We start from the raw sequence: 13432 nt of genomic DNA, 5'->3' as shown, positions 1-13432 counted from the left end.
GATCGCAACTGCCGTCTACGCCGTCGCGGCTTCCGCCATGTAAGCGCGCCAGCCGCCATAGACGGTGATGTCGCGGGCGTCGCCCAGCACTTCCGGCTCGACGAGAAACCCCTTCACCGAGCGGCCGTCTGCAAGGCGCACCGTGCCGATCGCCATCGGTGCGGGAATGGCGTTGACGAACCTGCCGAAGGCAGACGGCGACAGCGACCAGATTTCCAGCTCGATGGCGGCGCCCTTGCCGGCTGCGACGCGCAGCATGCCGGGCTTTGGCGGCGTGGTCTCGAGCGCGTAGAGCCGGTAGTCGGGCGCGGTCCTGGTCGCCTCGATCAGGCGTCCGTTCAGCGCCGTCAATTCGCCGTTCAACGCCATGCCGGACAGATGCGCACCGACCACTGCAATCGGAATCTCGTCGCTGCTGGGGGTGGCAAGCGCTGCGAGTGGTGCTTGCGCCACACCCTTCGCGCCGACGGTCAGCTGGGTATCCGCATGGAAGACCCGGCCGATGCTGGCGAGCAGCGCATCACGTCCTGCGGGCGCGAGCAGCGTGATGCCGAACGGAACGCCGTCGCTGCGCATCGATGCGGGTATGGCGAGGCCGCAGAGGTCGAGCAGGTTGACGAAATTGGTGTAGGTGCCGAGACGGCTGTTGAGCTCGATCGGGTTGGCGAGCACCTGTGCGGTCGTGTAGGCCGTCGGCGCGGTCGGCAGCACCAGCGCGTCGATATTCGCAAACGTCCGCTCGGCGACCTTGCGCAGCCCTTGCAGGCGATAGAGCGCCGAGAAGGTCTCTGCCGCGGTCAGCCGCGCCCCGGCGACGGTGATCTCGCGCGTCACGGGGTGGATTGTGTCGGACGCGGAGGCGAGCAGGTCCTTGATCACGAGGTAGCGCTCGGCGACCCAGGGACCCTCATAGAGCAGCCGCGCCGTCTCATAGAACGGCTCGAGGTCGAACTCGACCAGCGTCGCGCCAAGCGCAGTCCATCGCTTCAATGCATCGCCGTAAGCGGCTTCCGCACTCTTGTCGCCGAAGAAAATCAGCTGCCCGTCGCGCGGCACACCCAGGCGCAAGCTTGCCGGCAACGGCGTGACCGCGCCAAGCGGCCGGTCGCGCGAGAACGGATCGGCCTGGTCTGGCCCCGCCATCACCGATAGCGCGAGGGCGGCGTCGTCCACCGTCAGTGCGAACACCGAGATGCAGTCGAGCGTGCGGCAGGCCGGCACGAGCCCCGCGGTCGAGATCATGCCGAGGCTCGGCTTCAGCCCGACGATGTTGTTGAGCATTGCCGGCACGCGGCCGGAGCCGGCGGTGTCGGTGCCGAGCGACAGCGGCACCAGCCCGGCGCCGACCGCGACCGCCGAGCCCGAGCTCGAGCCGCCGGGAATGAGATCCTCGCGGATTGAATTTTTGGGAATGCCGTACGGCGAACGGACGCCGACGAGGCCGGTTGCGAACTGGTCGAGATTGGTCTTGCCGATGATGATGGCGCCGGCGGCGCGCAGCCGCTCCACGGCGGTCGAATCGTGCGCCGGCGTGTACGAGAAGGCCGGACACGCGGCCGTGGTCGGAAAGCCCAGCGCGTCGATATTGTCCTTCACCGCGACCGGCACGCCATAGAGCGGCAGGCCGGCGGCGTCTTTCGTGGCGAGACGTTCGGCCTCCGCGATCGCGTCCTTCTCGTCGCGCAGGCTGATGAACACGGCGGGATCATTGTGGTCGCGGATGCGCTGGTAGGTCCGTGCGACCGTCTGCGCCGGCGTCAGCGTGCCCGCGCGATGCGCGGCCACAATCGCGGCGATCGTTTCAGGCTGCTCGGCCCCCATGGCGACTAAACTCCGGCAATTTGTCTTCGCCCGGAGTGAAGCAAGCGATGTGCCATTGTGTACATTATCCGGGCAGGACGATGGCTCCGGATACTATCGTAAGATCAGCAGGTTGGTGGATATTTCGGCAGGCGCGCGGGCGGTCGTGCCGCCGACCTCTGACGTGCATCTGCCCAAATAATGAGCAGCCGAGATCAGGTGAAGCCGGCGAGGATCCGGAGCAGGTGCGCCCGGTTCTCCTTGCCGATCTTCGCCTCGACGTGCCGCTCGTGCTCGGCCGCGAGCCGCTTGAACTTCGCCAGTGCGGTCTCGCCCTGCGCCGTGAGGTGCAAGGCATGGGAGCGCCGGTCCTCCCTGGACTTGATCCGCTTCACCAGCTTGCGCTGTTCGAGGCTGTCGAGCAGATGCACCAGCCGGGCGCGCTCGATGCCGAGGCGCTTTGCCACCGCCATCTGTGACAGACCCGGATTGGCGCCGATCACCGTCAGCACCGAATATTGCGTCGGCCGGATGTCGACCTCGCCGAGTGTCTTGATGAAGTCCTGAAAAATCCAGATCTGGAAGCGCCGCACCGCATAGCCGGCGTGGCCGACCAGTGCGTCGAGGCCGACGTCGACGGCGACATCGCGAGGTGCTGCGCCGTTGCCGGCGCGCTTGCGTGGGGAGGGGCGGCTCTCGGCCCGGGCTGCACTGGCGGTCACGTCGATGTCTCCTGTCGCGCAATCCTAACGCCTCGCGGCATCGAGAGAAAGATTGTTGTTGACGACAACAATTGTCATGCCCAACATTATGGCGAAGCAGCCCGGAACGAGGCTGCGGCCGATCCGATATCCGGGCGGAGGAGGAAACACATGACAGTCGCCCCAGATGGTGACGTTGCAGGCCTGTTCGCAACGCCGAGGACCGTCGCAGAGCAACGCGCCGACGGCAGCATCGTGCTGCGATCGCCCGATCCGCTGCGCGACTGCGCGCGTTGCGTCGGCGACTGGCTGGAGAAATGGGCGCGGCAAGCGCCGGATGCGATCTTCCTGGGCGAACGCGGCAATGTCGAAGCGCCCTGGACCACCGTCACCTATGCCCAGGCGCTGCGGAAGGTGCGCGCCGCCGCATCCTGGATCCTGGCGCGGGGGCTCTGCGCAGAGCGCCCGCTCGCGATCCTTTCCGACAACAGTATCGATCACGCGCTGCTCGCGCTTGCCGCCCAGCATGTGGGCGTGCCCTCGGCCGCGATTTCGCCCGCCTATTCGCTGATGTCGAGAGACTTCGACAAGCTCAAGAGCATGATTGCGCTGCTCGAGCCGGGCGCGATCTATGTCTCCGCGACCAAGCCATTCGCGGCAGCGCTGGCGGCTATCGAGCCGCTGCACCAAGCGCAGATCATCAGCGGCAATGCCGATGACGATGGCGCGCTCGCCTTCCGCACCGTTGCGGCGACACCCGAGACGCCCGACGTCGCAACAGCCTTTGCCGCGCTCACGCCGGACACGGTCGCGAAACTCCTGTTCACGTCAGGCTCGACCGGCACGCCCAAGGCGGTCATCAACACCCAGCGCATGCTGACCTCCAGTCAGCAAGCCAAGGCGCAGACCTGGACTTTTCTCGAAGAGAACCGCGGCAATCTCGTCATCCTCGACTGGCTGCCCTGGAGCCACACCTTCGGCGCCAACCACAATTTCAACCTCGTGCTGCGCAATGGCGGCTCGCTCTATATCGACAGCGGCAAGCCTGCCCCCGGTCTGTTCGCGACGTCGCTCGCCAATCTGAAGAGCGTCATGCCGACGGTCTATTTCAACGTGCCGCGCGGCTTCGACATGCTGATCGCGGCGCTGCGCAGCGACGAGGAACTGCGCCGCCGCTTCTTTGGCGAGGTGAAATTCGCCTTCTATGCCGGCGCCGCGCTGCCGCAGAATCTCTGGGATGCACTGGAGCAGCTTTCCATGGAGACCGTCGGCCGTGCGTTGCCGATGGTCTCGGCCTGGGGCTCGACGGAAACCTCACCGCTCGCCACCGACTGTCATTTCCTCGCCGAACGCTCCGGCAACATCGGTGTGCCCATTCCCGGCACCGAACTGAAACTCGTCACCTCCGGCGACAAGCTGGAGGTGAGGGTGCGCGGCCCCAACGTCACGCCCGGCTATTGGAAGGCGCCGGAGCTGACCAGGCAGGCGTTCGACGACGAGGGCTTCTACCTGATCGGCGACGCCGTGAAGCTTGCCGACGCCGAGCGGCCCGAGCGGGGGCTGTTCTTCGATGGCCGCGTCGCGGAAGATTTCAAGCTCAATTCCGGCACCTGGGTCAGTGTCGGCACGTTGCGCGTCGCCGGCATCGCCGCGCTGGCGCCGCTCGCGCAGGACATCGTCGTCACCGGTCATGGCGGCGACGAGGTGCGCTTCCTGGTGTTTCCGAATATCGCGGCCTGCCGCGCACATGCCGAACTGCCCGAGACGGCGGTTGTGAACGACGTGCTGGCGCATGAAAAGGTCAGGGCCGCGATCGCGCAGGGTCTGGCGAGGCTGAAACAGCAGGGCCCCAACTCCTCCGGCCACGCCACGCGCGCGCTGCTGCTCGCCGAGCCGCCATCGGTGGATGGCGGCGAGATTACTGACAAGGGCTACATCAACCAGCGCGCCGTGTTGACGCGCCGTGCCGATGCGGTGGCGCGGCTGAATGACGATACGTCGGGCGAGTGGATCGGCTGCGCCGGCTAGCGTGCTGTTACCGCGCGTACCCCTCTCGTGCCCTGGACGCAGCGCAGCGCGCAAGTGATGCGGCGCTGAGCCGGGGCCCATTCTTCACGCAGGTCGCTAGCCTGGGTCCCGGCTCTGCGCCGCGTCATTTCATGCGGCGTCGCGTCCGGGACGCGCGAACGAAATAGGCCAGCAACCCAGCAGCATTATCTTGCCGATTTTTTTGTTGCCTAGGCAACTAATTTGTGCGAACCGTTCCAGGCAAGGATGACGGCGGGCGAACCGCTGCGTCTGATCCTGGAGGAAACAATGCGCGGCAGAGATGGTGCCGTCGGCAAACGCCGGCGCATGCCTGGGCATGACGGAAGATGGTCCCTGTTGCCGGGCCTGTCAGTCCTCAGTGTTGCCGGTCACCGCGCCGAGATTTTCGTGCAGCCGGCGCAGCAGGTCGATCAGCACCTCGCGCTCGTCCTTGCTGAGGCAGGACAGCAGGCGCCGCTCTCGTTCGAACGCGGCGACGATCACCTTGTCGTGGGTGGCGCGGCCCCTCGTCGTCAGCGAGATCGAATGGGTGCGGCCGTCGTTCGGATCGGTGCGGATCGACACCAGCCCGCGCTTCTCCAGCCCCGTGAGCGTCCGGCTCACCGGGCCCTTGTCGAAGCCGATGACGTGGCAGATGCGCGAGGCCGGGATGCCGGGCTCGATCGCCAGCAGCGACATGATCCGCCATTCCGTGACGTTGACGCCGAACTGCTTCTGATAGAACGCGGTCGCGCTGTTCGAGAGCTTGTTGGCGATGAAGGTGATGAACGCCGGGACGTAACGGTCGAGATCGAGCGTCGGCCCCACATCCGTGGGCGCTGGCTTTTGGCGGACTCTGGTCGAAGACGGCGGCATATCGGGTTTCTGACTCGCGGCGGGTCCGCTGAACTAAGGGCATGCGCAGCCCTTTCACAAGATCAAAATGAGGGAGGTCTTCCATGACCGCATCCGGCTCCGCTGTACCGACGGGCTCTGCGGCTGTCCCGCATCTCGACGTCGATCCCTTCGACATGAAGTTCCTTGCCGACCCCTATCCCGCGCATGAGTTGCTGCGAGACGCGGGGCCCGTGGTCTATCTCGACAAGTGGAACGTTTATGGCGTGGCGCGCTATGCCGAGGTCCATGCCGTGCTGAACGATCCCGCGACCTTCTGCTCCAGCCGCGGCGTCGGCCTCTCCGATTTCAAGAAGGAGACGCCGTGGCGGCCGCCGAGCCTGATCCTCGAGGCCGATCCGCCCGCACACACCCGCACCCGTGCCGTGCTGTCAAAAGTGTTGTCGCCGACGGTGATGAAGCAGGTCCGTGATCGCTTTGCCGCGGCGGCGGACAAGCGTGTGGACGTGCTGCTGGACAAGCGCAGCTTCGATGCGATCACGGATCTTGCGGAAGCCTATCCGCTCTCGATCTTTCCCGATGCGCTCGGCCTGAAGCCGGAGGGGCGCGAGCATCTGATTCCCTATGCGGGTGTCGTGTTCAACGCCTTCGGTCCGCCCAACCAGTTGCGCCAGGAGGCGATCGAACGCTCGGCACCGCACCAGGCCTATGTCGCCGAGCAGTGCCAGCGCGAGAACCTGGCGCCGGGTGGCTTTGGGGCCTGCATTCATGCGCAGGTCGACGAAGGCGCTATCACCGCGACCGAAGCGCCGCTCCTGGTCCGCTCGCTGCTGTCGGCCGGTCTCGACACCACCGTGAACGGCATCGGCGCCGCGGTCTATTGTCTCGCGCGCTTCCCGGATCAATGGCAGCGCCTGCGCGAGGACCTCACGCTCGCGCGCGGCGCCTTCGAGGAAGCCGTGCGCTTCGAAAGTCCGGTGCAGACCTTCTTCCGCACCACCACGCGCGATGTCGAGCTCTCCGGCGCGCGGATCGGCGAGGGCGAGAAGGTGCTGATGTTCCTCGCCGCCGCCAATCGCGATCCTCGCCGCTGGGACAAGCCCGACAGCTACGACATCACCCGCCGCACCTCCGGCCATGTCGGCTTCGGCTCCGGCATCCACATGTGCGTCGGTCAGCTTGTCGCCCGCCTCGAAGGCGAGGTGATGCTGACGGCGCTGGCGCGTCGTATCGCCAAGATCGAGATCGCAGGCGAGCCGAAGCGCCGCTTCAACAACACGCTGCGCGGGCTCGACAGCCTGCCTGTCACCGTCACTCCGGCCTGACGAGGAGTCTCATGCCCGCCATCACCATCATCCATCCCGACGGGACATCCGACCGTGTCGAGACAAGCGACGGCGAGAGCGCCATGCAGGCCGCGACCCGCCACGGGCTCGACGGCATTCTGGCCGAATGCGGGGGCAACGCCATGTGTGCAACCTGCCACGTCTACGTCGATGATAGCTGGCTCGCGCGCCTGCCTGACATGGCGGATGACGAGGATGCGCTGCTCGACGGTACCGCGAGCGAGCGGCTGCCGAACAGCCGGCTGTCCTGCCAGATCAAGATCACGCCCGCACTCGATGGGCTCGTGCTGAGACTGCCCGAACGGCAGGTCTGATTTTTTCTCAAACGCGCCGGCATCGACCGGCGCGGCAATCGATCCAACAGGGGAGGGAATGATGAAACGTCTGAAGTGGACGCTCGCGCTGGCTGCGAGCCTGGCAACCGGCGCCGCAAGCGCCCAGATATCGGACAATGTCGTGCGCGTCGGCGTGCTCAACGACATCTCCGGCATCTTCCAGGACACCAACGGCATGGGCTCGGTCGAGGCCGCGCGCATGGCCGCGGAGGATTTCAACGGCGGCGGCAAGGGCATCAAGGTCGAGATCGTCTATGCCGACCACCAGAACAAGGCCGACGTCGGCAATGCCATCGCGCGCAAATGGCTCGATGTCGAAGGCATCGATGCCATCGTCGACGTGCCGAACTCGGCGGTCGGCCTCTCGATCAACGCGCTCTTGCGCGACAGCCGCATGACGTTCCTGGCATCCTCGACCGCAAGCTCGGATCTCACCGGCAAGGCCTGCTCGCCCAACACCATCCAATGGGTCAATGACGCCTGGGCAACCGGCAACACGACGGCGGCCGCGATGATGTCGCGCGGTGGCAAGGACTGGTATTTCCTGACGGTCGACTATGCCCTGGGCAAGGGCATCGAGGCGGAGGCGCAGAAATACATCGAAGGTCACGGCGGCAAGGTGCTCGGGTCCTCGAAGCATCCGCTCGGCACCTCCGATTTCGCGTCCTTCCTGTTGCAGGCGCAGAGCTCGAAGGCGCAGGTGATCGGACTTGCCAATGCCGGCGGCGACACCATCAATGCGGTGAAGCAGGCCGCGGAGTTCGGCATCCAGCAGAGCGGCCAGAAGCTCGTCGCGTTTCTGCTCTTCATCAACGACATCCACGGCATGGGCATCAAGGTCGCCCAGGGTCTCCAGCTCATGGAAGCCTTTTACTGGGACATGAACGACGACACCCGCGCGTTCGCAAAACGGTTTGCCGCGCGCCCAGGCATGAACGGCAAGATGCCGAGCGGCAATCAGGCCGGTGTTTACGCCTCCACGCTCGCCTATCTCAATGCGGTCGCAGCAACCGGCAGCGACAATGCCAGGAACGCCGTGCCCGAGATGAAGAAGTTCAGGGGCAAGGACAAGCTGTTCGGCGACACCACGATCCGCCAGGACGGCCGCGTCGTGCACCCCATGTACCTGTTCGAGGTGAAGAAGCCGGAGGAGTCGAAATATCCATATGACTACTACAAGCTGGTCTCGACGATTCCCGCCGAGCAGGCGTTCCGTCCGCTGACGGAAGGCGGATGTGAGCTGGTGAAGTAGAAAATGAATGGTCTCGTGCCCCGGACGCGGTGCAGCGCGAAGCGTTGCGCCGCAGAGCCGGGGCACACCGCTTCTGATCCCGGCTCTGCGTCGCGTCACACCGGACGATGCTTCGCATCGCCGGGACATGCCGCGCCGCGTCCGGGACGCGAGAACAGTCTCACCCCACGACCTTGCTGCTACCCTGCGTGATCAACCGCGCCGCGCGCTGATCGCGGGAGTAGATCCAGAGCCAGCTCAGCGCGACGCTGAGGCGGTGGCGCAGGCCGATCAGGAAGTAGATGTGGGCGATGCCCCAGATCCACCATGCGATAGCACCGCGCAGCTTGATGCGGCCGAAATCGATCACTGCCAGGCGCTTGCCGATCTGGGCGAGGCTGCCGGCATGCTTGTAGCGGAACGGGCCGGTCGCAGCGCCGCGCAGGCGTGCCTTGATGGTCTCGGCGACGTGGCGGCCCTGCTGCTTGGCGGCCGGTGCGATGCCGGGCACCGGCTTGCCGTTCCAGGCGTTGATGCTGACGGTGTCGCCGATCGCAAAGATCTCGGGATGGCCGGGAATGGTGAGGTCGGCTTCGACCTGCACGCGCCCGGCGCGGTCGCTGGGGGCGCCCAGCCATTCGGCCGCGGGCGAAGCGCGCACGCCGGCGGCCCAGATTCTGGTCTTCGCCTCGAGCAGCTTGCCGCCGAACACGACGCCCTCGCGATTGATCTCGGTGACGGCCTGGCCGAGCACGACCTCGACGCCGATCTTTTCCAGCGAGGCCTGGGCATAGGCCGAGAGGTCGTCGGGAAATCCTGCGAGCACGCGCGGGCCCGCCTCGATCAGCACGACGCGCGCCTTGTGCGTGTCGATGTTGCGGAAATCGCCGGGCAGGGTGTGATGCGCCATCTCGGCGATGGTGCCGGCGAGCTCGACGCCGGTCGGGCCGGCCCCGACGATGACGAAGGTCAGCCGCGCCGCGCGCCTCTCCGGATCGGTCTCGCGCTCGGCGCGCTCGAACGCCACCAGAATGTGCCGGCGCAGCGTGGTCGCATCCTCCAGCGTTTTCAGGCCGGGCGCGAACTGCTCCCATTCGTCGTGGCCGAAATAGGCGTGCCGCGCGCCGGTGGCGAGCACCAGCGTGTCGTAGGGCACCTCGCTGCCATCGTCGATCAGCACGCAGCGACGTGCCATGTCGACCCCGCTCACGGTGGCAAACAGCGTCGTCACCTCGCGGCGATCGCGCATGAGATGGCGAATTGGCCAGGCGATCTCGCTGGTCGCGAGTGAGGCGGTCGCGACCTGGTAGAGCAGCGGCTGGAACAGATGATGATTGCGACGGTCGATCAGGGTGATCTCGACCGGCGCGCCCGCAAGCCGGTAGGTCGCTTCCAGCCCGCCGAAGCCGGCGCCGACGATGACGACACGATGGGGATTTGCGGCCATGATGCACCCTCGAATCTCGCTGCTGCTCACCTTCATTTAAGTGCGGATTGGGCGCCGAGGTCCAATAGTCGTCATCAATCGCCACATAGGCCTGATGTATCGATCGGGCGCGAAAAAGCGCCGCAGCCCCGCCCGCCCTGGGCCGGCCTCGGCCGAAGCGAGCAGAATTATATTTCTTGCCATCGCCGATTGAGGCGAAATATGGTGCAGGGTGGACGCTGAGCCATTGGCGGCTCGACAGATTTTGCGTTCAATAGAGACAGGCTTGGAGCGGCGATCACCCCGTTTCCGGGACCGATAATAAGGAGGGAGTGGTTATGAGGACGGCATTTTGGCTGGCGGGCGCAGCGGCGCTGGTGCTGGCAAATCAGGCATTCGCCGGCGACACCATCAAGATCGGTTTCGTCTCGACCTTCAGCGGCCCGACCGCCGTGATCGGCAACGACATGCGCAATTCCTTCGAGCTCGCGCTCGATCATCTCGGACGCAAGATGGACGGCAAGCCGGTCGAGGTGATTTACGAGGATGACGGGCAGAAGCCCGACGTCGGCAAGCAGAAGACCGAGAAGCTGGTGCAATCCGACAAGGTCGACTTCATCGTCGGCTATATCTGGTCGAACGTGCTGCTGGCCTCGCTGAAGACCGCGGTGGATTCGCAGACCTTCCTTATCTCGGCCAATGCCGGCCCGTCGCAGCTCGCGGGCGAACTGTGCTCGCCCTACGTGTTCTCGACCTCCTGGCAGAACGACCAGACGCCGCAGGCCATGGGCCTCTACATGAACCAGAAGGGCGTCAAGAGCGTGTTCCTGATCGGGCCGAACTACGCGGCCGGCAAGGATATGCTCGCGGGCCTCAAGAGCACGTTCAAGGGCGAGGTCAAGGGCGAGGAGTACACGGTCTGGCCGAGCCAGCTCGACTTCTCCGCCGAGCTCTCCAAGGCGCGCGCCTCTGGCGCCGAGTCGATCTTCGTGTTCTACCCGGGCGCCGCCGGCGTGCAGTTCCTCAACCAATATGCCCAGGCCGGCCTGAAGAGCACGATGCCGCTCTACACCGCCTTCACCATCGACGAACTGTCGCTGCCGCTCCAGAAGGAGAACGCGCTCGGTGTTCCCGGCGCACAGGAATGGGTCAACGATCTCCCCAACGAGCAGAACAAGCGCTTCGTCGCCGACTACCGCAAGAAGTACCCCGGCCTGCGCCCGACCTATTACGGCGCGCAATCCTATGATGCCGCCCAGCTCATCAACAGCGCGGTGGTCGCGGTGAAGGGCGACACCAGCAAGAAGGACGCGATGAAGGCCGAGATGGAGAAGGCCAACTTCAAGTCGGTGCGCGGCGCGTTCAAGTTCGGCAATAACCACATCCCGGTGCAGAGCTTCTACCTTCAGGACGTGGTCAAGGATGCCGATGGCCAGCTCGCGCTGAAGACCGTCGCCACCATCGTCGAGAACAACCAGGATCGCTTCCACGACAAGTGCAAGATGAAGTGAGTCGATCGTAACCACGAGCAAGCTGCCCCTTCCTCACTTGTCTTGTGGGAGAGGGTGGCCGCTCAAGTGGTGAGATGAGGCTTTATCGCTGCAACGACAGAGGTGCCCACTCCCTCTCCCGCGCGCGGGAGAGGGTATTTCCGCTCTGGGACAATCCCCAAGAGGAAGAAGCCCTCACCCGGCACTTCGCGCCGACCTCTCCCGCAAAGCGGGAGAGGTGAAGGAGCCGCGGCAATCGATTCAACCTAAAGCCATTCCGCTTGGGCGGGCGAGACGGGTGAGGAGTTCTCTCCGCGCACATCGCCGCTAATGGCGTTCGCTGGTCGAACCCGCTCTCCAGCGTCGTCGCACGATCTGTTGCATCGGCGTCATTTTCTGCAACTGCGTTCTAGCTCGCCGGCCCTTCGGGCAATACGCTCTCGGCCAATTCCTCGCGCTCGCTTTGCAGCACCTCGCGCGCAAACTCGATGATCCTCTGCTTGTTTGCCGCTTCGCGGACGGCGAAAAACACGCGGTTCAATTCCAGGCCGAGCACGCTGTTGAGGGCGATGTTCTCGTCTTCCATCGTGGTTTTCCCTCTTCGTAGGTCACAGCTGTATCTTGAGGCCACCTCTTCCACAAGTAGATTAGCTCTTCGAGCAGACAGGCACCGGTAAACTACGGAGCAGCGAATTGAGGCCGTCGCCAAATACATGCTATACGCGAGCGTGAGGTCAGGAAACGCACTGATGTTCGCCGCAGATTATGGCCGGGAGGCGCTCGACTTCATCGAAGGCCTGGAGGTCTACCGCAAGGTACCAGAAGCCATGAATGCGCTTGAACTGGCCTTCGGTCGCTTCGGCTTCGAAACCATCATCGTGACGGGATTGCCGAATCCTGACCAGCGATTTGCACAGATGGTGCTGGCCAAGCGCTGGCCGGCGGCTTGGTTCAGCCTCTACACCGAGAACAATTACGATCGCTTCGATCCGGTGGTGCGGCTGTGTCGGCAATCGGTCAATCCGTTCGAGTGGTCGGAAGCGCCCTATGATGCCGAACTCGAACCGAACGCAGCCGAGGTGATGAATCGCGCCAGCGAGTTTCGCATGTCGCGCGGCTTCATCGTGCCGATCCACGGGCTGACCGGCTATGAGGCCGCAGTGTCGCTCGGCGGCGTCCATCTCGACCTCAATCCCCGCAGCAAGCCGGCACTGCACCTGATGGCGATGTATGGCTTCGACCACATCCGGCGTCTGCTCGAGCCGGCGCCGCATCCGTCGACGCGGCTCACCCCGCGCGAGCGGGAAGTGATCGCCTGGGCCTCGCAGGGGAAGTCGGCCTGGGAAATCGGCGAGATCCTGCACATCACGCAGCGCACCGCCGAAGAGCATCTTGCAACTGCCGCGCGAAGGCTTGGCGCCGTCAACCGGACGCATGCGGTGGCGCTGGCGATTCGGAACAAGATCATCAATCCCTGAGCGCCGTACTGGGAAATTTCCCAGTACCGAACCCGGCTGTTTTCACAGATTCTGTCTCCCATTGAGGATGAATGGGGGGCTTTCATGATTCACGCAATTTCAGTGGCGAATCGCCGCCTGTATGAAGACGTGATCGAGCAGCATTTCCGGCTGCGTCACGAGATCTTCGTCGAGGAGCGGCGTTGGGACACGCTGCGCAGGCCGGATGGCCGCGAGATCGATTCCTATGATGACGAGGACACCATCTATCTGCTGGCGCTGGAAGGGCGGCGCGTGGTCGGCGGTCACCGGCTTTACCCGACCACCAAGCCCTCGATGATGAGCGAGGTGTTCCCGCATCTGGCCTCGGTTCGCGGCTGCCCCGCGGATCCGCTGGTCTGGGAATGGTCGCGCTACTTCATCGTGCGTGATCGCCGCGACGGCGCGCTCAACCTGCAACTGATGGCGGCGGTGCAGGAGTTCTGTCTCGACCAGGGAATCGCGCAGGTCAGCGCGATCATGGAGACTTGGTGGTTGCCGCGCTTCCACGAGGCCGGCTTCGTCGTGACCCCGCTGGGTCTGCCGGCTCTGGTGGAGAACGCGTGGACCATGGCGGCGACCATCGACATTCGTCGCGAGACGCTCGATGTTTTGCATGACCGTATTGGCATGGCATCGGTCGTGCGTCAGGATGGGCCGCATCTGGACGCCGTCGCCCGTGCCAACCTCCGCGGCCTCGCCGCGCAACTAAAGAGCGCCTGAG

At 64.9% G+C, this 13432-nt stretch carries 12 protein-coding genes; 7 read left to right on the top strand and 5 right to left on the bottom strand.

Annotated elements, in window-relative coordinates; all coding sequences use genetic code 11:
- Positions 1-15: 15 nt before the first annotated feature.
- Positions 16-1821 (bottom strand): allophanate hydrolase, encoded by a 1806-nt coding sequence (gene atzF, locus ACSHT2_RS18885; protein WP_440635694.1) that lies wholly within the window; start codon positions 1819-1821, stop codon positions 16-18.
- A 194-nt stretch (positions 1822-2015) separates the two neighbouring features.
- The gene (locus ACSHT2_RS18880; protein ID WP_440635692.1) at positions 2016-2522 is read right to left on the bottom strand and encodes a MarR family winged helix-turn-helix transcriptional regulator; all 507 of its coding nucleotides are present in this window, start codon (positions 2520-2522) and stop codon (positions 2016-2018) included.
- 150 nt (positions 2523-2672) lie between these two features.
- Here ACSHT2_RS18880 and ACSHT2_RS18875 point away from each other — a divergent pair, with 150 nt between their 5' ends.
- A complete protein-coding gene (locus tag ACSHT2_RS18875; protein WP_440635690.1) occupies positions 2673-4529 on the top strand; it encodes a feruloyl-CoA synthase in 1857 nt (618 codons plus the stop codon).
- 369 nt (positions 4530-4898) lie between these two features.
- On the opposite strand, the gene ACSHT2_RS18870 is transcribed toward ACSHT2_RS18875, so the two are convergent.
- Positions 4899-5405 (bottom strand): MarR family winged helix-turn-helix transcriptional regulator, encoded by a 507-nt coding sequence (locus tag ACSHT2_RS18870; protein WP_440635688.1) that lies wholly within the window; start codon positions 5403-5405, stop codon positions 4899-4901.
- Positions 5406-5488: 83 nt separating this feature from the next.
- Between ACSHT2_RS18870 and ACSHT2_RS18865 the strand changes: the two genes are divergently transcribed.
- The 3 genes from ACSHT2_RS18865 to ACSHT2_RS18855 all read left to right on the top strand — a co-directional run bounded on the left by ACSHT2_RS18865 (position 5489) and on the right by ACSHT2_RS18855 (position 8317).
- Positions 5489-6709 (top strand): cytochrome P450, encoded by a 1221-nt coding sequence (locus ACSHT2_RS18865; protein ID WP_440635686.1) that lies wholly within the window; start codon positions 5489-5491, stop codon positions 6707-6709.
- A gap of 11 nt (positions 6710-6720) precedes the next feature.
- Entirely contained in the window at positions 6721-7044 is a 324-nt protein-coding gene (locus tag ACSHT2_RS18860) for a 2Fe-2S iron-sulfur cluster-binding protein (RefSeq protein ID WP_440635684.1), read from the top strand.
- Positions 7045-7105: 61 nt separating this feature from the next.
- Positions 7106-8317 carry an ABC transporter substrate-binding protein gene (locus ACSHT2_RS18855; RefSeq protein ID WP_440642875.1) on the top strand — a complete coding sequence of 404 codons (1212 nt, stop codon included), beginning with the start codon at positions 7106-7108 and terminating at the stop codon, positions 8315-8317.
- A gap of 160 nt (positions 8318-8477) precedes the next feature.
- Here the strand turns inward: ACSHT2_RS18855 and ACSHT2_RS18850 are convergent, their stop codons facing one another.
- A complete protein-coding gene (locus ACSHT2_RS18850; protein ID WP_440635682.1) occupies positions 8478-9743 on the bottom strand; it encodes an NAD(P)/FAD-dependent oxidoreductase in 1266 nt (421 codons plus the stop codon).
- 317 nt (positions 9744-10060) lie between these two features.
- On the opposite strand from ACSHT2_RS18850, the gene ACSHT2_RS18845 reads away from it, so the two are divergent.
- Positions 10061-11233: an ABC transporter substrate-binding protein gene (locus ACSHT2_RS18845; protein ID WP_124163881.1), complete on the top strand. Its 1173-nt coding sequence runs from the start codon at positions 10061-10063 to the stop codon at positions 11231-11233.
- A gap of 388 nt (positions 11234-11621) precedes the next feature.
- On the opposite strand, the gene ACSHT2_RS18840 is transcribed toward ACSHT2_RS18845, so the two are convergent.
- Positions 11622-11798 carry a hypothetical protein gene (locus ACSHT2_RS18840; protein ID WP_440635680.1) on the bottom strand — a complete coding sequence of 59 codons (177 nt, stop codon included), beginning with the start codon at positions 11796-11798 and terminating at the stop codon, positions 11622-11624.
- Between the two features lie 163 nt (positions 11799-11961).
- Here ACSHT2_RS18840 and ACSHT2_RS18835 point away from each other — a divergent pair, with 163 nt between their 5' ends.
- Together ACSHT2_RS18835 and ACSHT2_RS18830 are read left to right on the top strand one after the other, a co-directional pair.
- Positions 11962-12690: a helix-turn-helix transcriptional regulator gene (locus tag ACSHT2_RS18835; RefSeq protein WP_440635678.1), complete on the top strand. Its 729-nt coding sequence runs from the start codon at positions 11962-11964 to the stop codon at positions 12688-12690.
- A gap of 84 nt (positions 12691-12774) precedes the next feature.
- Positions 12775-13431 carry an acyl-homoserine-lactone synthase gene (locus ACSHT2_RS18830; RefSeq protein WP_440635676.1) on the top strand — a complete coding sequence of 219 codons (657 nt, stop codon included), beginning with the start codon at positions 12775-12777 and terminating at the stop codon, positions 13429-13431.
- Position 13432: the final 1 nt, after the last annotated feature.

It is taken from the genome of Bradyrhizobium sp. PUT101 (genome assembly GCF_052043945.1).
Taxonomy (GTDB): domain Bacteria; phylum Pseudomonadota; class Alphaproteobacteria; order Rhizobiales; family Xanthobacteraceae; genus Bradyrhizobium.
Note: the sequence above shows the minus strand (reverse complement) of the source record. Positions and strands in the feature narration are given on the sequence as shown.